24 protein-coding genes are annotated in these 26,138 nt (G+C 71.3%); 21 read left to right on the forward strand and 3 right to left on the reverse strand.

Annotated features, from left to right (window positions below):
• Positions 1-51: 51 nt before the first annotated feature.
• Positions 52-1,452, reverse strand: a complete 1,401-nt coding sequence (locus tag NNL39_RS11075; RefSeq protein WP_255159337.1) for a LysM peptidoglycan-binding domain-containing protein — start codon at positions 1,450-1,452, stop codon at positions 52-54.
• 177 nt (positions 1,453-1,629) lie between these two features.
• On the opposite strand from NNL39_RS11075, the gene NNL39_RS11080 reads away from it, so the two are divergent.
• Positions 1,630-1,968 carry an Rv2175c family DNA-binding protein gene (locus NNL39_RS11080; RefSeq protein WP_322972913.1) on the forward strand — a complete coding sequence of 113 codons (339 nt, stop codon included), beginning with the start codon at positions 1,630-1,632 and terminating at the stop codon, positions 1,966-1,968.
• Between the two features lie 24 nt (positions 1,969-1,992).
• On the opposite strand, the gene NNL39_RS11085 is transcribed toward NNL39_RS11080, so the two are convergent.
• The gene (locus tag NNL39_RS11085) at positions 1,993-3,114 is read right to left on the reverse strand and encodes a polyprenyl synthetase family protein (RefSeq protein ID WP_255159338.1); all 1,122 of its coding nucleotides are present in this window, start codon (positions 3,112-3,114) and stop codon (positions 1,993-1,995) included.
• A gap of 80 nt (positions 3,115-3,194) precedes the next feature.
• On the opposite strand from NNL39_RS11085, the gene NNL39_RS11090 reads away from it, so the two are divergent.
• The 20 genes from NNL39_RS11090 to dnaE all read left to right on the forward strand — a co-directional run bounded on the left by NNL39_RS11090 (position 3,195) and on the right by dnaE (position 25,639).
• A complete protein-coding gene (locus tag NNL39_RS11090; RefSeq protein ID WP_255159339.1) occupies positions 3,195-3,569 on the forward strand; it encodes a DUF3040 domain-containing protein in 375 nt (124 codons plus the stop codon).
• Positions 3,570-3,841: 272 nt separating this feature from the next.
• On the forward strand, positions 3,842-4,273 hold the full coding sequence (gene mraZ, locus NNL39_RS11095; RefSeq protein ID WP_255159340.1) for a division/cell wall cluster transcriptional repressor MraZ: 432 nt from the start codon (positions 3,842-3,844) through the stop codon (positions 4,271-4,273).
• Between the two features lie 104 nt (positions 4,274-4,377).
• Positions 4,378-5,331, forward strand: coding sequence for a 16S rRNA (cytosine(1402)-N(4))-methyltransferase RsmH (rsmH, locus tag NNL39_RS11100; RefSeq protein ID WP_407665121.1), 954 nt, complete (start codon positions 4,378-4,380; stop codon positions 5,329-5,331).
• The gene (locus NNL39_RS11105) at positions 5,328-5,930 is read left to right on the forward strand and encodes a hypothetical protein (RefSeq protein ID WP_255159342.1); all 603 of its coding nucleotides are present in this window, start codon (positions 5,328-5,330) and stop codon (positions 5,928-5,930) included. Before rsmH ends, NNL39_RS11105 begins: the two co-directional genes overlap by 4 nt.
• Positions 5,931-5,952: 22 nt before the next feature.
• The gene (locus NNL39_RS11110) at positions 5,953-7,728 is read left to right on the forward strand and encodes a peptidoglycan D,D-transpeptidase FtsI family protein (protein ID WP_255159343.1); all 1,776 of its coding nucleotides are present in this window, start codon (positions 5,953-5,955) and stop codon (positions 7,726-7,728) included.
• Positions 7,729-7,753: 25 nt separating this feature from the next.
• Positions 7,754-9,289 carry a Mur ligase family protein gene (locus tag NNL39_RS11115; RefSeq protein ID WP_255159344.1) on the forward strand — a complete coding sequence of 512 codons (1,536 nt, stop codon included), beginning with the start codon at positions 7,754-7,756 and terminating at the stop codon, positions 9,287-9,289.
• A gap of 6 nt (positions 9,290-9,295) precedes the next feature.
• Positions 9,296-9,943 (forward strand): UDP-N-acetylmuramoyl-tripeptide--D-alanyl-D-alanine ligase, encoded by a 648-nt coding sequence (locus NNL39_RS11120; RefSeq protein ID WP_255159345.1) that lies wholly within the window; start codon positions 9,296-9,298, stop codon positions 9,941-9,943.
• Entirely contained in the window at positions 9,940-11,037 is a 1,098-nt protein-coding gene (mraY, locus tag NNL39_RS11125; RefSeq protein WP_255159346.1) for a phospho-N-acetylmuramoyl-pentapeptide-transferase, read from the forward strand. Before NNL39_RS11120 ends, mraY begins: the two co-directional genes overlap by 4 nt.
• A gap of 2 nt (positions 11,038-11,039) precedes the next feature.
• On the forward strand, positions 11,040-12,563 hold the full coding sequence (murD, locus tag NNL39_RS11130) for a UDP-N-acetylmuramoyl-L-alanine--D-glutamate ligase (RefSeq protein WP_255159347.1): 1,524 nt from the start codon (positions 11,040-11,042) through the stop codon (positions 12,561-12,563).
• Entirely contained in the window at positions 12,523-13,752 is a 1,230-nt protein-coding gene (gene ftsW, locus NNL39_RS11135; protein WP_255159348.1) for a putative lipid II flippase FtsW, read from the forward strand. Before murD ends, ftsW begins: the two co-directional genes overlap by 41 nt.
• Entirely contained in the window at positions 13,749-14,837 is a 1,089-nt protein-coding gene (murG, locus tag NNL39_RS11140; RefSeq protein ID WP_255159349.1) for an undecaprenyldiphospho-muramoylpentapeptide beta-N-acetylglucosaminyltransferase, read from the forward strand. The genes ftsW and murG overlap by 4 nt, the downstream gene beginning before the upstream one ends.
• A gap of 6 nt (positions 14,838-14,843) precedes the next feature.
• Entirely contained in the window at positions 14,844-16,277 is a 1,434-nt protein-coding gene (gene murC, locus NNL39_RS11145; RefSeq protein ID WP_255159350.1) for a UDP-N-acetylmuramate--L-alanine ligase, read from the forward strand.
• 296 nt (positions 16,278-16,573) lie between these two features.
• Complete coding sequence (locus NNL39_RS11150) at positions 16,574-17,284, forward strand: FtsQ-type POTRA domain-containing protein (protein ID WP_255159351.1); 711 nt, start codon at positions 16,574-16,576, stop codon at positions 17,282-17,284.
• A gap of 153 nt (positions 17,285-17,437) precedes the next feature.
• A complete protein-coding gene (ftsZ, locus tag NNL39_RS11155) occupies positions 17,438-18,595 on the forward strand; it encodes a cell division protein FtsZ (RefSeq protein ID WP_255159352.1) in 1,158 nt (385 codons plus the stop codon).
• The gene (locus NNL39_RS11160; RefSeq protein ID WP_255159353.1) at positions 18,555-19,277 is read left to right on the forward strand and encodes a YggS family pyridoxal phosphate-dependent enzyme; all 723 of its coding nucleotides are present in this window, start codon (positions 18,555-18,557) and stop codon (positions 19,275-19,277) included. The genes ftsZ and NNL39_RS11160 overlap by 41 nt, the downstream gene beginning before the upstream one ends.
• Positions 19,278-19,312: 35 nt before the next feature.
• Complete coding sequence (locus tag NNL39_RS11165; protein WP_255159354.1) at positions 19,313-19,771, forward strand: cell division protein SepF; 459 nt, start codon at positions 19,313-19,315, stop codon at positions 19,769-19,771.
• Positions 19,772-19,825: 54 nt separating this feature from the next.
• Positions 19,826-20,122, forward strand: coding sequence for a YggT family protein (locus NNL39_RS11170; RefSeq protein WP_255159355.1), 297 nt, complete (start codon positions 19,826-19,828; stop codon positions 20,120-20,122).
• Positions 20,123-20,255: 133 nt separating this feature from the next.
• Entirely contained in the window at positions 20,256-21,068 is an 813-nt protein-coding gene (locus NNL39_RS11175; RefSeq protein WP_255159356.1) for a DivIVA domain-containing protein, read from the forward strand.
• Between the two features lie 55 nt (positions 21,069-21,123).
• Positions 21,124-22,047: an RluA family pseudouridine synthase gene (locus NNL39_RS11180; RefSeq protein WP_255159357.1), complete on the forward strand. Its 924-nt coding sequence runs from the start codon at positions 21,124-21,126 to the stop codon at positions 22,045-22,047.
• Between the two features lie 130 nt (positions 22,048-22,177).
• Positions 22,178-25,639, forward strand: a complete 3,462-nt coding sequence (gene dnaE, locus NNL39_RS11185; protein WP_407665172.1) for a DNA polymerase III subunit alpha — start codon at positions 22,178-22,180, stop codon at positions 25,637-25,639.
• Here the strand turns inward: dnaE and NNL39_RS11190 are convergent.
• Positions 25,636-26,136 (reverse strand): flavin reductase family protein, encoded by a 501-nt coding sequence (locus NNL39_RS11190; RefSeq protein WP_255159359.1) that lies wholly within the window; start codon positions 26,134-26,136, stop codon positions 25,636-25,638. The two genes, dnaE and NNL39_RS11190, sit on opposite strands and share 4 nt — an antisense overlap.
• Between the last annotated feature and the right edge of the window lie 2 nt (positions 26,137-26,138).

The following is a 26,138-nucleotide window of genomic DNA, read 5'->3' on the forward strand; positions in this document are numbered from 1 at the left end:
TCTAGGTCGCGAGGCCCGCGTGACCGCGCAGGCGCACCCACGAGCGCGGGGTCACGTGAGCTCGAAGTACCAGGCCCACGCGCTGGCCTCCCACTTGGCGTACGCGGTCGGGTAGGCGGAGATCTGAACGGCCTGCGCGGCGCGCGTGAGCGTCATGCTCTGCCATCCGGGGATGTCGAGCAGTCCGCGCGTGTACCCCGAGCGGCCCACATAGAACAGCTTGGCCGCGTGGCTCGGCACCTGGAGGTCGGCGGATGTGCCCCAGCCCGAGCTGGGCCGCTGCTGGAAGAGCCCGACCGAGTCGCGATCACCCCACGACAGGTTGCGCAGGGAGGATTCCTGCATCGCCGTCGCCAGGGCGATCACGATGCCGTACTCGGGCACCCCGAGCTGACGCCCCACCTGGACGATCGTGGCGGCATGGGTGCGCATCTCGCCCGTCAGCGGCGTCACCGTGCCCCCGGCCGGGGGCACGGCGGGCGGGGTTGAGCTCGAGCCGCCGGGCGGGCGCGGTGCGGGAACGCGACGGGGCTCGACCGGCAGCACGGGACGGGCCGCGACCGACATGGCGGCCACGGCGGGTGCCCGAGGCGCCTCGGCCTGCGGGTCTCCCTCGATCGTGTCGGCGGTCGCGAGCGGCGCGTCGCTCGACATCGTTCCGGTGCCGGGCATGGCGACCGCGATGTCGGCGGCGAGGCCCACGGCGGGAGCCGGGGCGGGGGCGGGGGCGGGCACGCGGCCCGGGATGACGATGGTCTGGCCCGGGTAGACGATGCTCGACCACACGAGTCCGTTGGCGTCGAGCAGCGACTGCGTCGCGATGCCGAAGCGGGCCGCGATCGCCGAGAGCGTGTCTCCCTTGACGATCGTGTAGCGCCCCCCGCGCGTCGTCGCCGGGCCGCTGCCCGTCGTCTTGACGGGGGCGGCAGTCAGGGCGAGCACCTGTCCGGGGAAGATCGTCGACTTCCACGACAGGCCGTTGAGGGCGAGCACGGAGGCTGTCGAGATGCCGAAGCGCTGCGCGATGCTGCTGACTGTGTCGCCCGCGGCGACCGTGTAGACGGCCGGGGCGGCGCTGGTCGACGCGGTCTGCGCGGCGAGCGCTCCCGGCACGAGCGCGGCGCCGATCTGGGTCAGGGCCGATCGCAGCCCGAGGGGCGTCGGCGACTGCTCGGGCTTGGGCGGCAACGGCTTGCGCGCGTGGGCGGGCTCGATGGGGCCCGTGAGGCCGAGGCTGAGAGCGATGGCCCCGGTAAGCATGACGGGCACGGTCGTGAACGCGGTCGATCGGGCGCGACGGGCGAGGTCGCTGTGCGCGGCGCTCGGCGCCATCGGCGCCGGGGCAGCCACCCGCGGCGCGAGCCCCCCGAACACGGCCCGCGCTCGGTCATCGATGTCGGCGGCCCCCCGGCCGCCGTTCGCGATCCCCGTCGTACGGTCGCTCTCGATCATCGTCTCCGGCCCTTCGCAGTGCCTCGGTGCGCTCGGTCGAGCGCGCGCGGATGCCCCCCAGCCGCTGTGACAGGGTACAACCCCCGTATACCAATGGGGAAGATGTGGTGCGAGTTTACATGTTCGTAACATTCAGGCGGGGCGCGCGAGGCGCGGCAGACATGGCACGCTTAGACCGTGCCCGCTGAATCCGCTCGTTGGTTGACCGTTCCTGATCTCGTCGAGATGCTGGGCATGAGTCCCGGCAAGGTGCACCGCCTGCTCGAGGACCGCCACCTGCTCGCTGTGCGGCGCGAGCGAGTGCTCGTCGTGCCCGAGGAGTTCGTGCTCGACGGCGAGCCGCTCAAGGATCTGCGGGGCACGCTTGTGCTGCTGGCCGACGACGGCTTCACCGACGACGAGGCCATGGAGTGGATGCTGAGCCCGAACGAGCTCCTCGGTGTCGCCCCCATCGCGGCTCTGCGCGCGGGCCGCAAGGCCGAAGTGCGTCGCGTGGCGCAGGCGCTCGCGTTCTAGTCCGGGGCCCCGTCGCCCCGGCGCTCAGTGCGCCCGGCGCGTCACGAGGTCGCTCAGGCCGATGAGCTCGGCGCGCGCCGAGCGGCTGAGCGGAGCATCCTCGAGCGCGGCAACCGCCTCGGCGACCGAGCGGGCGATGATGCGCTCGGTCGTCTCGACAGCGCCGCTGTCACGGATCGTGGCCTGCAGGGTCGCGATCTGGTGCTCGCTCAGCGTGGGATCACCGAGCAGCTCGTCGATGAGCCGCACGGCCCCCGCGGGCAACGCGGCACGCGCGAGCGCGATGATGACGGTGCGCTTGCCCTCGCGCAGGTCGTCACCGGCGGGCTTGCCGGTGACCGCCGGGTCGCCGAACACGCCGAGCAGGTCATCGCGCAGCTGGAAGGCGACGCCGAGCGGCAGGCCGAACGCGCGCAGCGCCGCGACCTGCTCGAGCGTGCCGCCCGCCATGAGGCCGCCGAGCGCGAGCGGCGCCTCGATCGAGTACTTCGCCGACTTGTAGGTCACGACGCGGTGCGCGCGCGGCAGCAGGTCGGCCTCCGCGGCGTCGCGCCATGCGACCTCCTCGCGAATGTCGAGGTACTGCCCCACCATGACCTCGGTGCGCATGGTCTGGAACTCGCCGCGAGCGGCACGGGCGCTCCGCGGCTCGGCGAGCCGCTCGAGGCCGCTGTCGAGCAGCTCGTCGCTCCAGCCGAGCAGCAGATCACCGAGCAGCAGGGCGGTGGAGGTGCCGTAGGTCGCCGCGCTGCCGACCCACTCGCGGCGCGCGTGGTCGGCTTCGAACCGGCGGTGCGCGGCCGGCATGCCGCGGCGTGTGTCGGAGTTGTCCATGATGTCGTCATGCACGAGGGCGGCGGCGTGGAAGAGCTCGAGGGCGGCGGCCGCGTCGATGATGCTCGAGAGATCGGGGTGCTCGTCGAGCTCGGCGAGCAGATCCTCCGGTCGCACGGTGCCCGCGACGGCGTGCCACCCCCAGTAGCAGAAGAGCGCGCGGAAGCGCTTGCCGCCGCTCAGGAGGTCGCGGCTGGCGTCGGTGAAGACCGCGAGGTCGTCGGCGATCGAGCCGAGCTGGGTCGCGCGCTCGTCGAGGAACTGCTCGAGCCGGGCGTTGACAAGGTCGACTAACCGCAATCTCTCAGGCACTCGCCTAGCCTATCCAGCACCGCGAGCCTAGAATGATCGAGCGGAGCGTATCCGATCCGCTTGCCGCTGAAGGGTTCATCATGCCGCTGTCTGAGCACGAGCAGCGCCTCCTCGAAGAGATGGAGCGCAATCTCTACCAGAACGACGCCGACTTCGTGGCGACCGTCTCCGGTCGGCGCGGCAAGCCCAACTACCGCTTGATCGTCATCGGCGCGCTCCTGGCCGTCGCGGGTGTCGGCGCCCTCGTCGCGGGCGTCATCGTTCGGCAGCCGATCATCGGTGTTGCCGGCTTCGCCCTCATGCTCGGCGGCGTTCTGCTCGTCATCAGCCCGGGCCGCGGCGACGCATCCACGGCCGCGCCCACCGCAACGGGCCGTGCGCGCACGCCTCGCACCTCCTGGATGTCGACGATGACCGACCGCTGGGAGCGCCGCCAGGACGAGCGCGGCGAGTAGCCTCCACCCTCCTCCACCACCCTCTCCTTCACGGGGTCGACCGTCTGGTCGGCCCCGTTTTTCGTGCGCCCGGGCCCGTTCCGCCCGAATTCCCTCCACCGGCACTCCACCGTCTGGCCGCGCTGACTAGCCCGGAATCACGGGCCTCCGGGGTCGAAGTGGAGGCGAGTGCGCGATACAGTGCCCAGGATCCTTTACTTGGTGGAGGAAAGTGGAGTAAAGTGGAGGTCATCACCTGATCTCGGGCCGGAGATGAGAGGGGGGCCAGGACGATGCTTCTCGGCACGCACACCCCCAAGCTCGACGACAAAGGGCGCATCATCCTTCCGGCCAAGTTCCGCAGCGAGCTCGCCGGGGGAGTGGTGCTCACTCGCGGTCAGGAGCACTGCATCTACGTCTTCAGCGCGGCGATGTTCCAGGAGCAGCTCGACAAGCTGCGTACCGCGCCGCTCACGAGCAAGCAGGGCCGTGAGTTCCAGCGGCTCTTCCTCTCGGGCGCGAGCGAGCAGGAGCCCGACTCGCAGCACCGCCTGACGATCCCCACCGTCCTGCGCGACTACGCCGGCCTCGACCGCGAGCTCACCGTCATCGGCGCCGGCGACCGCGCCGAGATCTGGTCGACCGAGGCCTGGAACGCCTACTACGCCGAGCGCGAGGACGCGTTCGCCAACACCGAGGAGGAGGTGATCCCCGGACTCTTCTGATCGCGTGACCCCGACTCCCAGCCGTGAGTCGCCCTGGCGCACCTTCCCCGGTGCCAGGTCGCACGGATGGGGATCGGGGCCCCGCGCTCGATCCGGACACGATGATGACCGACCGCCTCCGCCACATCCCCGTCATGCTCGACCGCACCCTCGAGCTCCTCGATCCCGCCCTGCGCGTCGAGGGTGCGGTGCTCGTCGACGCCACGCTCGGACTCGGCGGCCACGCCGAGGCGGCCCTCGAGCGGCATCCCGGCCTCACCCTCGTCGGTCTCGACCGCGACACCGATGCGCTCGCGAAGGCCGGTGCTCGGCTGGCCCCCTTCGGCGACCGCGTGCACCTCGTCCACACCGTGTACAGCGGCGTGCGCGAGGCCCTCGACGGTCTCGGCATCGACCGCGCGACGGCGGTGCTCTTCGACCTCGGCGTCTCGTCGATGCAGCTCGACGAGGCCGAGCGCGGCTTCGCCTATGCGCAGGATGCCCCGCTCGACATGCGCATGGACCGCACGACGGGCATCACCGCGGCCACGATCCTGGCCGAGTACCCCGAGGCCGAGCTGCGTCGCATCTTCTACGCGTACGGCGAGGAGAAGCTCGCGCCGCGGTACGCCCGCAGCATCGTGCAGGCGCGTGCGGAGCATCCCCTCGAGCGCTCGTCGCAGCTCGTGCAGCTCATCATCGACGCGACGCCGCGGGCCGTGCAGCGCGCGGGCCACCCGGCCAAGCGCGTGTTCCAGGCGCTGCGTATCGAGGTCAATGCCGAGCTCGCCGCGCTCGAAGCCGCCCTGCCGGCGGCGCTCGACGCGCTCGCGGTCGGGGGGCGCATCGTCGTGCTCGCCTACCAGTCGCTCGAAGACCGCATCGTGAAGCGCGAGCTCGCCGCCCGCTCACGGTCGACGGCGCCCGCCGGACTGCCCATCGAGCTGCCCGAGCACCGTCCCGAGTTCTCGCTGCTCGTGCGCGGGGCCGAGCAGGCCGACGAGGCCGAGCGCGCGCGCAACCCGCGAGCCATCCCGGTGCGCCTGCGTGCCGCCGAGCGGCTGCGAGACGCGGCATGAGCGCCGTCCCGCTGACGACCGCGCCCCGCCCCCGCCGCAGCGCGCCCGCCGTCGCACCCCTCGAGGTCGTCGCGACGCGTCCGCAGCGGCGATCCCGACCGCGGGCCGTCTACGCGATCGTGACGGTCGCGGGTGTCTTCGCGATCCTGCTGACCCAGCTCATGCTGAGCATCGTGCTGTCGGACGGCGCGTATCGCATCACGGCGCTCGAGGCTCAGCGCATCGAGCTCGACCGCACGGCCCAGATGCTCACCGAAGACCTCAACGTCCTGGACTCCGCGCAGCACGTCGCGGCCAACGCCGAGTCGCTCGGCATGGTCGTGAGCACGGTGAGTCCCGCCTTCCTGCTCCTCTCCGATGGCACCGTGCAGGGCTCCCCCCAACCGGCGGGGGCCGGCTCGGGTGTGCTCGACGGTCGGGGCGATCTCGTCGGCAATGTGCTGCTGACCGACGTGCCCCTCGTGACCCCGACGACGACGGGGGGTGCACCGGCCCTCGCTTCGGGCGAGTCTCCGGCGCCGTCGTCGCCGGGGTCGCTAGCCTCGGCCCCGAGCGCACCCGCTCCTGCGGGGGCTCTGCCCTCGCCTGTGACGCGCTGATCGACGAGAAGGGGATCCCCGCATGGTGACCGCCGCTCGGCGCACACGCCGCCGACTCGCCGCCTGGATGCTCGTGCTCGCGATCATCCTGTCGTCGTTCATCGTGCGCCTCGTCGATATCCAGGTCGTGCGCGCGCAAGAGCTGGCCGACGAGTCGGAGGCCCGCCGGTCGATCCCGCTCACGATCTACGGGGCGCGCGGCGACATCGTCGATGCGACCGGTGTCGTGCTCGCCGACTCGGTCTACCGCTACGACATCACGATCTCTCCGCGGTTCGTCAAGGACTACCGGCTCACGGATCCCGAGTCGGGCGAGAAGTCGGAGCACACGGTCGCGGAGGCGCTCGCGGCCGTCGCGGGGATCGTCGGGGGTGACCCCGCGGCGATGCTCGCCGAGATTCAGAGCCAGCTCGCGGCTGATCCGGCCGACGACCACGCCTACCTCGCCCGCCGGGTCACGACCGAGCAGTTCCAGGCCGTGCGCGAGCTGCGCATCCCATGGGTGTACTGGGAGCGCCTGCCGAGCCGCACCTACCCGAACGGGCAGATCGCGGGGAATCTCGTCGGGTTCCTCGGCACCGACGGTCCGCAGACCGGGCTCGAGCGGCGCCTCGACGAGTGCCTCGCGGCCACCCACGGCACGTCGACCTACGAGCGCGGCGCCGACGGCGTGCGCTTGCCCGGCACGACGGTCGTGCAGCAGGAGGCCGTTGACGGCGGCACGCTGCGGCTCACGATCGATGCCGACGTGCAGTGGTTCGCGCAGCAGACGATCGCCGAGCAGGCCATCGCGATCGGCGCCGACTGGGCGACCGCCTGGGTGGTGCGCGTCGACGATGGGCATGTCATCGCGGCGGCCGACTGGCCGACGGTCGACCCGAACGATGTCGATGGCACCTCGGTCGACAATCTCGGCTCCCGCAGCTTCAGCTCGCCTTTCGAGCCCGGCTCGGTCATCAAGTCGCTCACTTTCGCGGCGCTCATCGACGCGGGCCTCACGACGCCCCGCGAGCAGGTCATCGCCCCGGGTCGCCTGCCGACGATCGCCAACTACTCGATCACCGACGCCTGGGCACACGACGACCTGCGGCTCACCACGACGGGCGTGCTCATGCGCTCGTCCAACACGGGAACCTCCGTGCTGAGCTCGCGCCTCACGGTGCAGCAGCGCCACGACTACCTCGCCAAGTTCGGCATCGGCGAGGAGACCGCGGTCGACTTCCTCGGCGAGTCGAGCGGGCGGCTGGGCGATCCCGAGACCATCGACGGCCACGGCGCGCTCACCCAGATGTTCGGTCAGGGCATGTCGGCGACGAGCGCGCAGATCGCGAGCGCCTACCAGGCCCTCGGCAACGGGGGCGTGCGCCTGCCGCTCACGCTCGTGGCCGGGTGCGAGCACGCCGACGGCACCGTCACCCACACGCCGCCGACCGAGGGCGTGCGCGCCGTGTCGGAGTCGGCCGCCGACCAGACGCTCGCGATGATGCAGAGCGTCGCGACCGACAGCGCCATTGCGAGCCTCATCGACATCCCCGGCTACCGCGTCGCGGCGAAGACGGGCACGGCCGAGGTCGCCCGCAACGGCCGCTACACCGACGAGCGCATCATCTCGGTCGCCGGCATCGCGCCCGCCGACGACCCCGAGTTCGTCGTTGTCGTGACCTACGGCAAGCCCGATACGATGAAGACGTCGGCTACCGCGGCGCCCACCTTCCGGTCGATCATGACCCAGGTGCTCACGACCTTCCGGGTTGCGCCCTCGAGTGAGCCGGCGCCCCGCCTTCCGACCACCTGGTAGGCGCCGCCCACGAATCGAGGTTGCGTTGTCCGGTCCTGCCCCCGTCGTGCTGCGACCGGAGCACCTCCCGCCCCGCGCGATCGCCGAGCTCGCTGACGCGTTCGCGCTGACGCTGCTCGGGCCGGCGTCGGCGGCGGTCACGGGCATCGCGGTCGCGGCCTCGCACGTGCATCCGGGCGATCTGTATGTCGGCATGCAGGGTGCGCACGCGCACGGAGCGGCGTTCGCGGCCGAGGCGCGCGCGCACGGCGCGGTCGCGCTGCTGACGGATGCCGCGGGGCGCGACCTGGCCGCCGAGGCCGGGCTGCCGGTGCTCGTCGCCGCGCAGCCGCGCGCCCTGCTCGGGGCGCTCTCGGCCTGGGTCTACGGCACGGTGGATGCTCCGCTCGAGCTCTACGGGGTGACGGGTACGAACGGCAAGACCTCGACGGCCTACCTGCTCGACGCCGTGCTGCGGCAGCTGGGCAAGCGCACGGGACTCAGCACGACGGCCGAGCGCGTCATCGACGGCGAGCGCTCGGCGAGCCGCCTCACGACGCCCGAGGCGCCCGAGGTGCACGCGATGATCGCCCTCATGCGCGAGCGCGGCATCGACGCCGCGACGCTCGAGGTGAGCGCGCAGGCGCTCACCCGGCACCGTGTCGACGGCGTGCGGTTCGGCGTCGTCGGATTCACCAACCTCAGCCACGACCACCTCGACGACTACGGCACGATGAAGGCCTACCTCGCCGCCAAGGCGCAGCTGTTCGCCGCCGAGCGCGCCGGCACGGGGGTCGTCTCGCTCGATTCGTCGTACGGTGCGCGCGTCGTCGAGCTCGCGGAGGTGGCGGTGACGACCATCACCTCGCGCGCCGACGTGCAGGCCGACTGGCGCGTCGCGGTGACGCGCGAGCTGCCCGAGCGCACCGACTTCCGGCTGACCGCGCCCGACGGGCAGTCGCTCGAGTCGGCCGTCCCGGTCATCGGCACCCACATGGCAGCGAACGCGGGTCTCGCGATCGTCATGCTCGTGCGGGCGGGGCACGCGCTCGACGACATCGCGGCGGCGCTCGGCGGCGAGCCCATCGACGTCTACCTGCCGGGCCGTGCCGAGCGCGTGTCGGGCGACCGCGGGCCGAGTGTGTACGTCGACTTCGGGCACAGCGCCGACGCCTACGCGACGACCCTCGCCGCCCTGCGCCGCTTCACCGAGGGCCGCCTCATCATCCTGTGCGCGGCGAACGGCAATCGCGATGCCACGAAGCGCTTCGAGATGGGCCGCGTCGCCGCCGAGGGCAGCGACATCGTAATCGTGACCGATCACCACCCGCGGCTTGAAGATCCGGCCGCGATCCGCGCCGCACTGCTCGAGGGGGCGGCCGCAGCCGAGTCGGCCGCCGAGGTGATCGAGATCGCCGTGCCCGAGCAGGCCATCCGGCATGCGGTCACGATCGCCCGCGAGGGCGACACGATCCTGTGGGCCGGTCCTGGCCACCTCGACTATCGCGACGTCGGGGGGACGAAGGTGCCCTTCTTCGCCCGCGACCTCGCGCGCGCGGCGCTGCGCGATGCGGGCTGGTAGGCCGCGATGACCGGTTCCGTGCTGCTCGACGATGCCCGCCACGACTCCGAGGGCTCGACGATCGACGTGCGCGTCGGCGGGGAGCGGCGCACGGTGCGCGTGGGCGCGCTCGGCCCCGCCTCGATCGACCGCGCGGTGGCCGCCCTCGAGGCCGCGCTGGCGCGCGGCGAGTCGATCGACGAGGCCATCGGGGGCCTGGCGGTCGAGCAGGTCGCGCGCCGCACCGCTCCCCTCCGTGCGGCCGACGGCGCGCTGCTGCTCGACGACACGGGCTCGACCCACGTCGACGACGTGCGGGCCTCGCTGCGCGTGCTCGCCGACCTCGGGCGCTCGGGGCTGCGAACGATCGCCGTCATCGGGCCGCTCGCCGTCGACGAGCCCGATCGCTTCGAGGTGCACGACGCGCTGGGCCGCATCATCGTGCGCCTCGACGTGCGCCAACTCGTCGTGATCGGCCACGGCGCCCGTCACCTGCACATGGCCGCGGGGCTCGAGGGGTCGTGGGACGGCGAGTCTGTGCTCATGGACGACCTCGGCAGCGCGTACGATTTCGTGCGTGCGACGAGCGGAGCAGACGCGGTGATCCTCATCTCTGGAGGAGCGGACCTCGACCTCGGCGACCTCGTCGACCGGCTGAGCGGAGACCGTCCGTGATCGCCCTGCTGACGGCCGGCGCGTTCTCGCTCGGGTTCACCCTGTTCATGACCCCGCTCTTCATCCGCCTGTTCGAGCGAATCGGCTGGGGTCAGTTCATCCGAGACGATGGCCCGCAGTCGCACCACACCAAGCGCGGCACGCCGACCATGGGCGGCATCGTCTTCATCCTCGGCTCGGTGCTCGGCTACTTCTTCGGCCATCTGGTGGCGGGGGAGCGCATCACGGCGAGCGCCCTGCTCGTGCTGCTGCTCATGATCGGCCTCGGGGTCGTGGGCTTCATCGACGACTTCACGAAGACCCGCAAGCAGCGCAGCCTCGGTCTCGGCGGCTGGGCGAAGATCGCCGGGCAGGCGATCGTGGCGACGGTGTTCGCCGTGCTCGCCCTCTCGTTCCCCGACGAGAACGGCCTCACGCCCGCCTCCACGGCCATCTCCGCCGTGCGCGACATCCACTGGCTCGATCTGGCCGTGCTCGGTTCGGTCGGCGCGGTCGTCGCCTTCGCCGTGTGGGTCAACATCATCGTCGTCAGCACGTCGAACGCGGTCAACGTGGCCGACGGCCTCGACGGCCTGGCGACCGGGGCCTCGATCCTCTCGATCTCGGCCTACATCTTCATCGCCTTTTGGCAGTTCAACCAGTCGTGCGGCAGCGACGCGCTCGACCCCGCCAACATCGGCCGCTGCTACGAGGTGCGCGACTCCCTCGACCTCGCGATCGTGTCGGCCGCGATCGCGGCGAGCCTCATCGGCTTCCTGTGGTGGAACACCTCTCCCGCCCAGATCTTCATGGGCGACACGGGATCACTCGCCATCGGCGGCGCGCTCGCGGCCCTCGCGATCCTCACGCGCACCGAACTGCTGCTCGTGCTCATCGGTGGCCTGTTCCTCATCGTGACGGGGTCGGTGATCCTCCAGCGCGCCTACTTCAAGATCACGAAGGGCAAGCGCATCTTCCTCATGAGCCCGCTGCACCACCACTTCGAGCTGAAGGGCTGGGCCGAGGTGACGGTCGTCGTGCGCTTCTGGCTCATCGGCGGATTCTTCGTGGCGCTCGGGGTGGGGCTCTTCTACCTCGAGTGGGTCAGCCAGTAGCCGTGCAGCGCCCTCACGACCTCCAGAGCTGGCACGACGACTGGTCGGGCCTGCGCGTCCTCGTGCTCGGCCTCGGTGTCACGGGCTTCTCCGTCGCCGATACCCTTGCCGAGCTCGGCTGCCGCGTCGCCGTTGCGGCGCACCGTCCCGATGATGACCGCGCGCGCATCCTGCCCGTGATCGGGGTCGAGCTCGTCGAGCTCGATTCCGGCGACAGCGTGCCGCCGCGTTTCGCCGAGCTCGACCCCGAACTCGTCGTCGTGTCGCCCGGGTACCTGCCCGAGCACCCCCACGTGGTCTGGGCGCGCGATCGCGGCGTGGCGCTGTGGGGTGATGTCGAGCTCGCCTGGCGCGTGCGCGACAAGGTCGGCCCGCCGGCAGAGTGGCTGCTCATCACGGGCACCAATGGCAAGACCACGACGACCCAGTTGGCGGCGACCATGCTGCAGCAGGACGGCCGCCGCGTCGCTCCGTGCGGCAACATCGGCGTTCCCGTGCTCGATGCCATCCGCGACCCCGCGGGGTTCGATGCGCTCGTCGTCGAGCTCTCGAGCTTCCAGCTGCACTGGATGCCCACGGCGGGACCCGGCGCGGTCACACCGCTCGCGAGCGCGTGCCTCAACATCGCCGAAGACCACTACGACTGGCACGGCAGCGCTGAGGCCTACGCCGCCGCGAAAGCCAAGATCTACGCCAACACGCGCGTCGCGTGCGTCTACAACCTCGGCGACCCGGCGACGATGCGCATGGTCGAAGAGGCCGAGGTGCAGGAGGGCTGCCGGGCGATCGGTTTCGGGGCGACCGTGCCCGGACCGAGCGACGTCGGCGTCGTCGACGACCTGCTCGTCGACCGCGCGTTCCTCGACGAACGGCGCACGAGCGCTCTCGAGCTCGCTGAGCTCGCCGATGTCGCCGCCGCGGGGCTCGCGACGCCGCACGGGCTCGCGAACGCCCTCGCGGCCGCGGCCCTCGCGCGGGCGGCGGGAGCGGCTCCGTCATCGATTCGGGATGCCCTCCGCCGGTTCCGCGTCGACGCGCACCGCACCGAGCTCATCGCCATCACGGCCGACATCGCCTGGGTCGACGACTCCAAAGCGACGAATCCGCACGCCGCGGCCTCGGCATTGAGCGCCTACCGCTCGGTGGTCTGGATCGTGGGCGGTCTGCTCAAGGGCGTCGACCTGTCGCCCCTCGTCGAGGCGCATGCCGGGCGCTTGCGCGCGGCCATCATCATCGGCGTCGACCGCGAGGCCGTGCGGGCGGTGTTCGCGCGACACGCGCCCGCCCTGCCGCTGTTCGAGGTCGAGGCGCACGAGACTGAGCGGGTGATGCCGACCGCCGTGCGGTTGGCGGCCGACGTGGCGCAGGGTGGCGACACCGTGCTGCTCGCGCCGGCCGCGGCATCCATGGACCAGTTCATCGACTACGCCGACCGCGGCAACCGCTTCGCCGCCGCCGTACGGCAGCACCTGGAGGGGGAGGCCCATGACAACGGTCCGTCCTCCGCGGGGTCGCCCGACGCCTGAGCCCGGCCCGGTTCCGCGGTCTCCCGCGACCGCGCGCGTCGTCGTGCGCCGCCTGTTCGGGGTCGAGCACCCCGACGCGATGATCGTCGTGGGCACGGTCATCTTCCTGGTGCTGTTCGGGCTCGTCATGGTGCTCTCGTCGTCGGCCGTGACCTCGGCGCAGAACAACGAGGGCGACTTCTTCGCGGTGTTCCTGCGGCAGGGCCTCTTCGCCCTCATCGGCATCCCGCTCATGCTCATGATCGCTCGGCTGCCCGCCGTGTTCTGGCGGCGCTGGGCGCGGGTTGCCGTCATGGTGGGCCTCGGGCTGCAGTTGCTCGTCTTCACGGGCCTCGGCTACGGCTACGGCGGCAACCAGAACTGGATCTCGATCGGCGGTCTCACCGCCCAGCCGTCGGAATTCCTCAAGCTCGCCCTCGTCGTCTGGCTCGCCACGGTGCTCGCCGACCGCGCCAATGCCTTCACCGACTGGCGCAGCGTGGCGATCCCGGCCGTGCCGATCTCGGGGGTCGCGATCGGCATGGTGCTGCTGGGGCAAGACCTCGGCACGGCATCCATCATGATCGCGATCGTGCTCGCCGCCCTGTACTTCGCGGGGGCGCCGCTGCGGTACCTCGCGGGACTCGTGGGCGCGGTCGCGCTCGGAGCGGTGGTCTTCGCCCTCACCTCGAGCTCGCGGTCGAGCCGTATCGACGTGTGGCTCAACGGCTGCGCTCCCGAGGACTACGAGTTCACGTGCTGGCAGTCGGTGCACGCCCTGTGGGCTCTCGGCTCGGGCGGCGTGTGGGGCGTGGGCCTCGGCAACTCGGCGACGAAGTGGCGCTGGCTGCCGCACGCCGAGAGCGACTTCATCTTCGCGATCATCGGCGAAGAGCTCGGGCTCATCGGCGCGATCGTCGTGCTCGTGCTGCTCGCCGTGCTCGCGGTCGGCCTCGTGCGCCTCGTGCGCGCCCACGAGAAGCCCTTCCACCGCATCGCGACGGGCGCGATTATGGTCTGGATCATCGGGCAGTCGCTCGTCAACATCGCCGTCGTGCTCGGAATGCTGCCGGTACTCGGGGTGCCGCTGCCCTTCATCTCCGCGGGCGGCACCGCGCTCGTCTCGTCGTTGCTCGCGATCGGGGTCGTGCTCTCGCTCGCCCGCGATCTGCCGCTGCCCGCTCGCACCGCAGCGCCGGTCGCCCGATGACGACGGCGCTGCTCGCCGGCGGGGGAACCGCCGGCCACGTGAACCCGCTGCTCGCTCTCGCCGACCACTGGCGCGCGACCGATCCGGCCGCCGAGCTGCTCGTGCTCGGCACTGCCGAGGGGCTCGAGGCGCGGCTCGTGCCCGCGCGCGGCTTCGAGCTGCTCACGATTCCGCGCGTGCCGTTCCCGAGACGACCCGACGGTGCCGCCGTGCGCTTCCCCGGCCGCTTCCGCGACGCCGTGCGCCGTACGCGGGCGATCATCCGCGATCGGGGCGTGCAGGTCGTCGTCGGCTTCGGCGGGTACGCCGCGGCTCCCGCCTACGTCGCCGCCCGGCTCGAGCGCATCCCGATCGTCGCCCACGAGGCGAACGCGCGCCCGGGCATCGCCAATCGTCTCGCCGTGTGGCTCGGCGGGCGCGTCGGCATCACGTTCGCGGGCACCCGGCTGCGCGGCGCTCGGCTCGTCGGCATGCCGCTGCGGCCCGAGATCGCCGGGCTCGACCGCGCGGCCCTGCGCGGCGAGGCGCTCGCCTTCTTCGGCCTCGACCCGGCTCGGCCGGTGCTGCTCGTCACGGGCGGCTCGACGGGCGCGAAGCGCATCAACGAGTCGATGACGGCCTCGGCCGCGCGGCTCGTCGGCGCCGGGTGGCAGGTCGTGCACCTGACCGGCACCGGCCGGGGCGGCGACGACCCCGGGCTCGAGGGCTACCGCACGATGGCGTACTGCGATCGCATGGACCTCGCCTTCGCGGCCGCCGATCTGGTGCTCTGCCGTTCGGGCTCGGCAACGGTCAGCGAGCTCGCCGCGATCGGCCTGCCCGCGGTGTTCGTGCCCTACGCCGTCGGCAACGGCGAGCAGCGGCTCAACGCCCGCGAGCTCGTCGATGCGGGCGCCGCGATCATCGTCGCCGATTCCGAGCTGAGCCCGGAGTGGGTCGCGCGCGAGCTCGTTCCGCTGCTCGGCCGTCGCGCCGAGATCGCCCGCATGGCTGCTGCGGCGCAGCAGGTGGGACGGCGCGACGGCGCGGCAGACCTGCTCGCCCTCGTGCACGAGGCGATCGCCGCGCCGGGCCGCGTAGGGTGATGGGCGATGATCAAGCCCGACCCCGACCTCGTCCTTCCTGACTCGCTCGGCCGCCTGCACTTCGTCGGCATCGGCGGCAGCGGCATGAGCGGCATTGCTCGCCTGTTCCACGACCGGGGGTACGTCGTCACGGGCAGCGATCGGTCCGATTCGGCGACCGTGCAGTCGCTGCGTGAGCTCGGCATCCCCGTCAGCATCGGACACGACGCGGCGCACGTCGCCGACGCCGACACTCTCGTCGTGACGGGCGCGCTGTGGCTCGACAATCCCGAGTACCAGGAGGCCCTGCGCCGCGGGCTGCCCGTGCTGCACCGCTCGCAGGCTCTCGCGTGGCTCGTGCGGGGCGAGCGCCTCGTCGCGGTCGCGGGCGCCCACGGCAAGTCGACGTCGACCGGGATGCTCGTCACGGCCCTGCGCGCCCTCGAGCGCGATCCCTCCTTCGTCAATGGCGCGGTCATCCAGGGTGCGGGTACGAGCGCGGCCTGGGGCGAGGGCGACCTCTTCGTCGTCGAGGCGGACGAATCCGACGGCTCGTTCCTGCTCTACGACGTGGCGGTCGCGCTCATCACCAACATCGATACCGACCATCTCGACCACTACGGCGACGAGGGGGCGCTCGAGGCCGCGTTCGACACCTTCGCGACGGCAGCCAGCGAGCTGCTCGTGGTCTCGGCCGACGACCCGGCCACGCGACGCCTGGCCGCGAGGCTTCGGGCGGCGGGCGGAGCGCTCCCCGTGCTGACCTTCGGCGAGTCGGCCGACGCCGATGTGCGGCTCGTCGCGATCTCCGACACGGGCCCGATCCGCTACCGGGTGGCGGTCGGCGGCGACGAGCACGAGGGCGAGCTCGCCATCCCGGGTCGACACAATGCCCTCAACGCGGCGGGCGTCGTCGCCGTGCTCGTGGGGCTCGGCGTCGATGCGCGGGATGCTGTGCTCGCGCTCGACGGCTTCGCGGGCACGCAGCGCCGGTTCGAAGCCCACGGGCTCGCCGATGGCGTGCGGCTCTACGACGACTACGCCCACCATCCGACCGAGGTCGCGGCCGCGCTGCAGACCGCCCGGTCGGTCGTGGGGGAGGGGCGCGTGATCGCCATCCACCAGCCGCACCTCTACAGCCGCACGCAGGCGATGGCGGGCGAGTTCGCCGAGGTCTACGAGCACGGTGCCGACCACACGGTCGTGCTCGACGTCTACGGCGCGCGGGAGGATCCGATCCCGGGCGTCACCGGCGCGCTCGTCGTCGACCGCTTCAGCGACCCTGCCCGCGTCGACTACCGCCCCGATTGGCAGGATGCCGCCGATCGCGTCGCCGAGATCGCCCGGCCCGGTGACATCGTCATGACGCTCAGCTGCGGCGACGTCTACCGGATCATTCCGCAGGTGCGCGGGGCGCTCGAGCGCCGCGGCACGCCGGGCGGGGGAGCCGCGAGCCCGTGAAGAGGCCCGAGGGGATCGGCGCGCCGCCTCCGCCGTCGGCCACGCCGGGCGGGGAGCGCCCGGTCCGCGTCCCGCGCGCGCCGCGCGAGCCCCGTGCCCCTCGTGACCACGCCGTTCCGCGCGACGCTCGTGCTCCGCGTGAGCCCGCGGCCCGGCCCCCGCGCCCCGCGCGAGATGGGCGAGCCCCGGTCGGTGCCGCGTCGACCGCCGAGGGCGCTCGTGCAGCGCGGGGACTCGACGGTGCCGCCGAGCAGCGGCGGTCGGCGCGCGCCCGTCGACGCGAGGAGCGCGCCGAGGTGCGCCGCTTCACGCGGCGCTCGCGCCGTCGTCGCCTCATCGCGACGGGCGCGGCGGCGACTCTGCTGGCCCTCGTCGGCGGCGTTGCCCTCGTGACCCTCTCGCCGCTCATGGCGCTCGACACGATCGAGGTCGCGGGCGCCGAGCGCCTCGACGCCGAGGTCGTCGCCGCGGCGCTCGACGACCACCTCGGAACACCCCTCGCGCTGCTCGACGAGGAGGCGATCCGTGCTGATCTCGCCGTGTTCCCCCTCATCCGCTCGTACTCGACCGAGGTGATCCCGCCGCACACGCTCGTCGTGCGCATCGTCGAGCGGGCCCCCGTCGCCGCGATCGAGCGGGGCGCGGCCGTCGATCTCGTCGACGCCGCGGGGGTCGTGGTGTCGTCGGCGCCGCAACGTCCGGAGGGCATCCCGCTCATCGCCGCGGAGAGCGCCGACCCGACCTCGCTCGCCTTCCGCAGCGTGGCGGCCGTGCTCACGGCGCTGCCCGCCGAGCTGCGATCCCGGGTCGACGTGATCAGGGCATCCACGCGCGACGACGTCGTCTTCTCGATGACGGGGGTCGGGCACCGGGTGGTGTGGGGCAGCGCTGAGCGCTCTGACTTCAAGGCCCGCGTGCTCGCGGCGGCACTCGCGGCGACCAACCAGTCCTCGCCGCGCGAGTACGACGTGTCGGCGCCCGAGAGCCTCGTCGTCCGTCGGCTCTGACCCCGCCGGTCGCCTGCGCCGCGCACATTCGCGACACGCGGCGCGCTTCGAGGCCGCGCGCGCCCCGCGGGCCTACCGTCGAGCCCAGCAGTACATACTGAGCATAACTTTAGCCCTCAACCTGAGGGTGAAGGTTGAGCGGAAGGCATCGACGTGACCTCGAACCAGAACTACCTCGCCGTGATCAAGGTGGTCGGCATCGGCGGTGGCGGCGTCAACGCCGTCAACCGCATGATCGAGCTCGGGCTGCGCGGTGTCGAGTTCATCGCCATCAACACCGACGCCCAGGCCCTGCTCATGAGCGACGCCGACGTCAAGCTCGACGTGGGCCGCGAGCTCACACGGGGGCTCGGCGCCGGCGCCGACCCCGAGGTGGGGCGCCGCGCGGCCGAAGACCACGCGGAGGAGATCGAAGAGGCGCTCGCTGGTGCCGACATGGTCTTCGTCACGGCGGGCGAGGGCGGCGGAACCGGCACGGGCGGTGCTCCCGTCGTCGCGCGGATCGCCAAGTCGATCGGCGCGCTCACGATCGGTGTCGTCACCAAGCCCTTCGGGTTCGAGGGGAAGCGCCGGCAGGCGCAGGCCGATCTCGGCGTCTCGCAGCTGAAGAACGAGGTCGACACGCTCATCGTCGTGCCCAACGACCGCCTGCTCGAGATCAGCGACCGCGGGATCTCGATGCTCGAAGCCTTCGCGACCGCCGATCAGGTGCTGCTCGCGGGCGTGCAGGGCATCACCGACCTCATCACGACCCCTGGGCTCATCAACCTCGACTTCGCCGACGTCAAGAGCGTGATGCAGGGTGCCGGATCGGCGCTCATGGGCATCGGCTCGGCGCGCGGCGCCGACCGCGCCATCAAGGCCGCCGAGCTCGCCGTGGCGAGCCCCCTGCTCGAGGCGAGCATCGACGGCGCTCACGGCGTTCTGCTGTCGATCCAGGGTGGATCCAACCTCGGCATCTTCGAGATCAACGACGCCGCCAAGCTCGTGCAGGAGGCCGTGCACCCCGAGGCCAACATCATCTTCGGCGCCGTCATCGACGACACCCTCGGCGACGAGGTGCGCGTGACGGTCATCGCCGCGGGCTTCGACGGCGGCGAGCCGACGGTCGTGCACCGCGATCGCCGCGCGAGCTACCAGGCCGCGGAGGGCACGGCGGCGGCTCCCGTCGCTGTCGCCACCGCGACCGCCGAGCCCGGTCTCTCCGACCGGAGTTGGGGCGACGACGGCGGCCTCGCGGCGACGGCGCCGATCGACCCGCTCGAGGTCGATGACGACGACGATCTCGACATCCCCGACTTCCTGCGCTGACGTGGCCGCCAGCGCCGAGCTCCGTGAGCGCTACGCCCGCATCGACCAGGGCATCGTCGACGCCTGTCGCGCCGCCGACCGGACGCGCGAGGAGGTCACCCTCATCGTGGTGACCAAGTTCCACCCCGCCGAGCTCGTGCGCGACCTCGTCGAGCTCGGCGTGCGCGACGTCGGCGAGAACCGGCATCAGGACGCGGCGCCGAAAGCGGCCGCGCTGCACGACCTGCCGCTCACGTGGCACTTCGTCGGTCAGCTGCAGTCGAACAAGGCGCGCGCGGTCGCCGAGTACGCGCGCGTCATCCACTCGGTCGACCGCGAGTCGCTCGTCGCGGCACTTGCGCGCACCGAACGGCCGCTCGAGGTGTTCCTCGAGGTCAACCTCACCGACGATCCCGGCCGGGGAGGGGTCGAGCCGTCGCAGCTGCTCCCGCTCGCCGAACGCGTGCTCGAGCATCCGACCCTCGATCTGCGCGGCGTCATGGCCGTCGCCCCCATCGATGAGGATGCGCGCTCGGCGTTCGCGCGCCTCCGCGAGCTCTCCGACCGCGTGCGCGCGCTCGCTCCGACGGCGACCGCGATCTCCGCCGGCATGTCGAACGACTACGCGGAGGCGATCGCAGAAGGCGCGACACACCTGCGCATCGGCACGGCAATCACGGGAAAACGGCCCGAGCGCCCTTAATCTGGCGAGTGCCACGACCGGTAAGGACGAACCTCATGAGCAATCCGCTGCGCAAGACCATGGTGTACCTCGGCCTCGCCGACGAAGAGGTCGAGTACGACCACCCCGCCGCTGCCGCGCCCGCCGCTCCCGCGGCCGTCGCCGCCCAGCGTGCGCCGGTGACCCCGCTGCGCCGTCCCGCCGCCACCCGGCCGGCCGCTGCGAGCGACATGAACGAGATCCTCACGGTGCACCCGCGGGCGTACAAGGACGCCCAGATGATCGCCGAGAGCTTTCGCGAGGGCATCCCCGTCATCATCAACCTCTCGCAGATGACCGAGAGCGAGGCGCGACGCCTCGTCGACTTCGCCAGCGGGCTCTCGCAGGGTCTCTACGGTCGCATCGAGCGCGTGACGAGCAAGGTCTTCCTGCTCTCGCCCGCGCACGTCGCGACGAGCGGCGATGCCGCCGACATCGAGCCCGACGTCGACGCGTCCTTCCTCGCCCGCGACTAGCGCGGGCTCCGGTCTCGCGCGCCGACTCCCAGCAGAACCTGCGAGACTTGCACCGTGACGCTCGTCTTCTCGATCCTGCTCTCCGTCATCTACATCGCGCTGCTCATCGTGTTCATCGCGATGTGGGTGCGCTTCGTGTTCGACTGGGTGCAGGTGCTCAACCCGGGGTTCCGCCCGCGGGGGGTTGTGGTGCTCATCGCCGAGTCGAGCTACACCATCACCGATCCGCCTCTCAAGGCGGTCCGTCGCGTGATCCCGCCGCTGCAGCTCGGGTCGATTCGCCTCGACCTGGCCTGGACGATCGTGCTGATCGTGCTGCTGATCCTCATGTCGCTCGTGAGCGGACGCTGATCGGCGGGAATCCTCCCGTTCGTGCGGGTCGGCGCGGTACGCTGACCGACACGGATGTGACGGATGTGACCCGGTGTTGCTAGCGTTACCCCATCGTTATTCAACCGCTCCAGAAAGTCTCGAGGTGACGCACATGGCCCTGACGCCTGAAGATGTCGTCAACAAGCGCTTCCAGTCCACCAAGTTCCGCGAGGGATACGACCAGGACGAGGTGGACGACTTCCTCGACGAGATCGTCGTCGAACTGCGCCGCCTGAACCAGGAGAACGACGAGCTGCGCCAGCGACTCGTCGCCGCCGATGCTCGCATCGCCGAGCTCGGCCGCGGGGGATCCGTCGCCGCCGCTCCCATGGAGGCCCCCGCGCCGGCCATCGTCGCCGCTCCTCCCGCGCCGGTGCCGGCCCCGGTCGTCGAAGCGCCCGTGGCGAGCGCGTCCGAGCCGTCTGCCGACACCAACAACCTGCTGCAGCTCGCGCGGCGCCTCCACGAGGAGCACGTGCGCGAGGGCGTCGCCAAGAAGGAGCAGCTCATCGCCGAGGGCCAGGCCGAGGCCGCTCGCATCGTGGCCGAGGTCACGAACGCGCAGCAGGGCCAGTTGCAGGCGCTCGAGCAAGAGCGATCGATGCTGCAGCAGCGTGTCGATGAGCTGCGCACCTTCGAGCGCGAGTACCGCCAGCAGCTGCGCACCTACATCCAGACCCAGCTCGCCGAGCTCGAGGGCACGGCGCAGCCGGCGGCAGCGCCGTCGGCCTCGACCGCTGGCTCGGCCCCGGCGGCCGCCTCCACAGTGGGCTCGGCTCCGGTCTACGGCTCGGCGCCGGCGTTCGGTTCCGACCAGCCCTTCCCGGGCTCCGCGCCCTCGTACCCCGCGCCGGCCTCGCCGGCCACGGGATACCCGGCTCCGCAGTCGCCGCCGCCCGGCCAGTTCCCGGGCTACGGTTCCTGAGCCGCAGCAGCAGCCACGACCGAACGGTCGGCAGGGTCAACACGGGAGCGCGACGGTGACCGAGTCGCGCTCCCTGCCTGTGCCTCCCGGGCGGGCCGGTGAACGGGTGGATGTCGCGCTCGCGACGCTGCTCGGATTCTCGCGCACGCAGGCGGCCGAGATCGCCGACGCCGGAGGCGTGACCCTCGACGGGCGCGTTGTCGGCAAGTCAGACCGGGTCGCCGCCGACGCGTGGCTCGAGGTGACGTGGCAGCCCCGCCGCGAGGCGCGCATCGAGCCGATCCCCGTGGACGACCTCGGGATCATCCATGACGACGACGACCTCGTCGTGGTCGACAAACCCGTCGGCGTCGCCGCTCACCCGTCGGTGGGGTGGGAGGGGCCGACCGTCATCGGCGCCCTGGCGGCCGCGGGCTACCGCATCGCCACCTCGGGGCCCGCGGAGCGTGCGGGCGTCGTGCACCGGCTCGACGCCGGCACGAGCGGTCTCATGGTCGTGGCGAAGTCCGAGCACGCCTATCGCGAGCTCAAGCGCCAGTTCCACGACCGCGAGGTCGAGAAGATCTATCACGCGATCGTGCAGGGGCATCCCGACCCGCTCTCGGGCACGATCGATGCGCCGATCGGTCGGCACCCGGGCAGCGCCTGGAAGTTCGCGGTCGTCGCGGGCGGCAAGCCCTCGGTGACGCACTACGACACGATCGAGGCGTTCCCGGCGGCCTCGCTGCTCGAGATCCACCTCGAGACGGGCCGCACGCACCAGATCCGCGTGCACATGGCGGCGCAGCGGCACCCGTGCGCGGGCGACGCGATGTACGGCGCAGACCCGAGTCTGAGCGCACGTCTCGGCCTCGAGCGGCAGTGGCTGCACGCCATGCGGCTCGCCTTCCGGCATCCCGCGACCGGCGAATGGAGCGAATTCTCGTCGCGCTACCCGGCCGATCTGCAGCACGCCCTCGACGTGCTTCGCGGCTCCTGACGCGCCCGCCGACACGCCCGGCCGGGTCTGCGGCACGACCTAGACTGAGGGTCCAGATCGACCCGTCGGAGGCCCCGTGACCACTCGAGCAGACTCGTTCGTCCACCTCCATGTGCACAGCGAGTACTCCATGCTCGACGGCGCCGCGCGCGTTAAGCCGCTCATCGCCGAAGCGGTCGAGCAGGGCATGCCCGCGATCGCGGTCACCGACCACGGCAACATGTTCGGCGCCTTCGACTTCTGGAAGACCGCGACCGACGCGGGCATCAAGCCCATCATCGGCATCGAGGCGTACCTCACGCCGGGAACCCACCGCACCGACAAGACGCGCGTCAAGTGGGGCGTCGGGGGAGAGGACGACGTGTCGGGCGCGGGCGCCTACACGCACCTCACGATGCTCGCGGCCTCGACGACGGGCATGCACAACCTGTTCCGCATGTCGTCGCTGGCCTCGATTGAGGGCTACTACTTCAAGCCCCGCATGGACCGCGAGCTGCTGAGCCGGTACGCCGAGGGCGTCATCGCGACGACGGGCTGCGTGAGCGGCGAGGTGCAGACCCGCCTGCGGCTGGGGGAGTACGACAAGGCCCGCGAGGCCGCCGCCGAGTTCCGCGACATCTTCGGCGCCGAGAACTACTTCGTCGAGATCATGGACCACGGTCTGCCGATCGAGCGGCGCACGATGACCGAGCTCATCCGACTCGCGAAAGACCTCGGCCTGCCGCTCGTCGCCACGAACGACCTGCACTACACGCACGCGGGTGATGCCGGTTCGCACGCGGCGCTCCTCTGCGTGCAGTCGGGCAGCACGCTCGACGATCCGAATCGCTTCAAGTTCGATGCCGACGAGTTCTACCTCAAGACGCCCGCGCAGATGCGCGAGCTGTTCCGCGACTATCCCGAGGCCTGCGACAACACGCTGCTGATCGCGGAGCGCGCCGACGTCGCCTTCAACACCTCGGCCAACTACATGCCGCGGTACCCGGTTCCCGAGGGGGAGACCGAGAACAGCTGGTTCATCCAGGAGGTCGAGCGCGGGCTGGCGGTGCGGTATCCGGGCGGGGTTCCGGATGCGGTGCGCGCGCGCGCCGAGTACGAGATCGGCGTCATCACGCAGATGGGCTTCTCGGGGTACTTCCTCGTCGTCGCGGACTTCATCAACTGGTCGAAGCGCAACGGCATCCGCGTCGGCCCGGGCCGCGGCTCGGGGGCCGGATCGATGGCCGCCTACGCCATGCGCATCACCGACCTCGACCCCCTCGAGCACGGCCTCATCTTCGAGCGCTTCCTCAACCCCGACCGCGTCTCGATGCCCGACTTCGACGTCGACTTCGACGACCGCCGCCGCGGTGAGGTGATCCGCTACGTCACCGAGAAGTACGGCGACGAGCGCGTCGCCCAGATCGTCACCTACGGCACCATCAAGGCGAAGCAGGCGCTGAAGGACAGCTCGCGCGTGCTCGGGTTCCCCTTCGGGATGGGCGAGAAGCTCACCAAGGCCATGCCGCCCGCCATCATGGGCAAGGACATGCCCCTCGCGGGCATCCTCGACCGCACGCACGAGCGCTACAAGGAGGCCGCCGACTTCCGCGCCATCATCGAGGTCGACGCCGAGGCGCGCACGGTCTTCGACACCGCGCTCGGCCTCGAGAACCTCAAGCGCCAGTGGGGCGTGCACGCGGCGGGCGTGATCATGTCGAGCGAACCGCTCATCGACATCATCCCGATCATGAAGCGCGAGCAGGACGGCCAGATCGTCACGCAGTTCGACTTCCCGGCCTCCGAGGCCCTCGGGCTCGTGAAGATGGACTTCCTCGGCCTGCGCAACCTCACGATCATCGACGACGCTCTGGACAACATCGAGGCCAACCGCGGCACGCGGCTCGTGCTCGAAGACCTCACGCTCGACGATCCGGCGGCCTACGAGCTGCTGGCGCGCGGCGACACGCTCGGCGTCTTCCAGCTCGACGGCGGACCCATGCGCTCGCTGCTGCGCATGATGAAGCCCGACAACTTCGAAGACATCTCTGCTGTGCTCGCGCTCTACCGTCCGGGGCCGATGGGTGCTGATTCGCACACCAACTACGCGCTGCGCAAGAACGGCCGGCAGGAGATCACGCCGATCCACCCCGAGCTCGCCGAGCCGCTTGAAGAGGTGCTGGGCGGGACCTACGGCCTCATCGTGTACCAGGAGCAGGTCATGGAGATCGCGCAGAAGCTCGCGGGCTACACGCTCGCGCAGGCCGACCTGCTGCGGCGGGCGATGGGCAAGAAGAAGAAAGAGGAGCTCGACAAGCAGTACGAGAACTTCCGCGCCGGCATGGCGGCCAACGGGTACTCCGAGGCCGCCGTCAAGACGCTGTGGGACATCCTCGTGCCCTTCTCCGACTACGCCTTCAACAAGGCCCACTCGGCGGCGTACGGCGTCGTCTCGTACTGGACCGCGTACCTCAAGGCGCACTACCCGGCCGAGTACATGGCGGCCCTGCTGACGAGCGTGGGCGATTCGAAAGACAAGATGGCGGTCTACCTCAACGAGTGCCGCCGCATGGGCATCACGGTGCTGCCGCCCGATGTCAACGAGTCCATCGGATTCTTCGCGGCCGTCGGCGACGACATCCGGTTCGGCCTCGGCGCGGTGCGCAACGTCGGCTTCGCGGTCGTGGAGCACATCCGCGCGGCACGCGAGGAGAAGGGCCGCTTCACGGGCTTCTTCGACTTCCTCAAGAAGGTGCCGTCGCCCGTCGCGAACAAGCGCGCAATCGAGTCGCTCATCAAGGCCGGGGCCTTCGATTCGCTCGGCGCGACCCGGCGGGCGCTCATGGAGATACACGAGGGCGCCGTCGAGGCCGCGGTCAAGGAGAAACGGGCGGAGGAGGTCGGCGACGTCGGCTTCGACTTCGACAGCCTCTTCGAGGATGCCGAGCAGAGCACCGAGCACGTTCCCGACCGGCCCGAGTGGGCGAAGAAGGACAAGCTCGCGTTCGAGCGCGAGATGCTCGGGCTCTATGTCTCCGATCACCCCCTCGCCGGGCTCGAGCGCGCGCTCGCGCAGCACGCTGGCACGGGCATCGCCGAGCTCAACGACAATCCGCCCGCCGATGGTGAGCAAGTGACGGTCGCGGGCCTCATCACGAGCGTGCAGCACCGCGTGGCACGCCAGTCGGGCAACCCCTACGGCATGATCACGCTCGAAGACTTCGGTGGCGAGATCAGCATCATGTTCCTCGGCAAGAGCTACCTCGAGTTCGGCGCCAAACTCGTCGCCGACAGCATCGTGGTCGTGCGCGGCCGCGTGAACCACCGCGACGACGGCATCACCCTGCAGGCGATGGTGCTGCAGCAGCCCGAGCTGGGAGTGAGCGCTGAGACGGGCCCGCTCACACTCTCGGTGCGCGAGCAGCGCGCGACCGTCGACGTCGTGAGCGAGCTCGACTCGGTGCTCTCCCGCCACCGCGGGTCGACCGAGGTGCGCCTTCGGCTCGTGCGCGACGATTCGGCGCGCGTCTTCGAGCTGCCGCACCGCGTCGAGCCCTCCGCCGGGTTCTTCGGCGAGGTGAAGAGCCTGCTTGGACCGCGCGCGCTGCTCTAGAGCTCGGCGCCGAGCGCCCGGAAGGCCCGCTCGTGGTAGAGCAGCGGCTCGTCGGGCTCGCCGAGCGCTCCCTCATCGATCTGCACGGCGATCATCACGTTCTCGGCCACGAAGGTGCGGGCCACGATCGTGCCGACCATCCAGGCCGTCACATTCCTGAGGATGGGGAGGTCGTGGGGTCCCGGCTCCCAGTGGTCGCCGTCGAAGCGATGCGCGTTGTCACCCGCCATGATCTTCGCGACGGCGAAGTCCTCCTGGCCGAGCATGTGGATCGCCACGCGATCGGTCTGCTCGATCGCCGGCCACGAGCTCGCGGTGCGGGCCATGTTGAAGGTCGCGAGCGGCGGGACGGCGGCGAGCGACGCGAGCGAGGTGGCGGTGAAGCCGACGGGGCGACCGTCGGGCGTGCGCGCCGTGATCACGGCGACCCCCGCGGCATGACGGCGGAAGGCCTGGGCGAAGGCGTCGAAACCGGTGGCGTCGGGAGCAGTGGTCATCA

Source organism: Microcella humidisoli (assembly GCF_024362325.1).
GTDB lineage: Bacteria > Actinomycetota > Actinomycetes > Actinomycetales > Microbacteriaceae > Microcella > Microcella humidisoli.

Bases quoted from the DNA above. Each gene is read 5' to 3' on its own strand.
- NNL39_RS11090 (WP_255159339.1), top strand. From the start codon at position 3,195: ATGCCGCTGTCTGAGCACGAGCAGCGCCTCCTCGAAGAGATGGAGCGC.
- NNL39_RS11175 (WP_255159356.1), top strand. From the start codon at position 20,256: ATGGCCCTGACGCCTGAAGATGTCGTCAACAAGCGCTTCCAGTCCACC.
- mraZ (WP_255159340.1), top strand. From the start codon at position 3,842: ATGCTTCTCGGCACGCACACCCCCAAGCTCGACGACAAAGGGCGCATC.
- dnaE (WP_407665172.1), top strand. From the start codon at position 22,178: ATGCTCGACGGCGCCGCGCGCGTTAAGCCGCTCATCGCCGAAGCGGTC.
- NNL39_RS11075 (WP_255159337.1), bottom strand. From the start codon at position 1,452: ATGATCGAGAGCGACCGTACGACGGGGATCGCGAACGGCGGCCGGGGG.
- murC (WP_255159350.1), top strand. From the start codon at position 14,844: ATGATCAAGCCCGACCCCGACCTCGTCCTTCCTGACTCGCTCGGCCGC.
- NNL39_RS11190 (WP_255159359.1), bottom strand. From the start codon at position 26,136: ATGACCACTGCTCCCGACGCCACCGGTTTCGACGCCTTCGCCCAGGCC.
- rsmH (WP_407665121.1), top strand. From the start codon at position 4,378: ATGACCGACCGCCTCCGCCACATCCCCGTCATGCTCGACCGCACCCTC.
- ftsW (WP_255159348.1), top strand. From the start codon at position 12,523: ATGACAACGGTCCGTCCTCCGCGGGGTCGCCCGACGCCTGAGCCCGGC.
- murG (WP_255159349.1), top strand. From the start codon at position 13,749: ATGACGACGGCGCTGCTCGCCGGCGGGGGAACCGCCGGCCACGTGAAC.
- NNL39_RS11160 (WP_255159353.1), top strand. From the start codon at position 18,555: ATGACGACGACGATCTCGACATCCCCGACTTCCTGCGCTGACGTGGCC.
- NNL39_RS11120 (WP_255159345.1), top strand. From the start codon at position 9,296: ATGACCGGTTCCGTGCTGCTCGACGATGCCCGCCACGACTCCGAGGGC.
- NNL39_RS11105 (WP_255159342.1), top strand. From the start codon at position 5,328: ATGAGCGCCGTCCCGCTGACGACCGCGCCCCGCCCCCGCCGCAGCGCG.
- NNL39_RS11110 (WP_255159343.1), top strand. From the start codon at position 5,953: ATGGTGACCGCCGCTCGGCGCACACGCCGCCGACTCGCCGCCTGGATG.
- NNL39_RS11165 (WP_255159354.1), top strand. From the start codon at position 19,313: ATGAGCAATCCGCTGCGCAAGACCATGGTGTACCTCGGCCTCGCCGAC.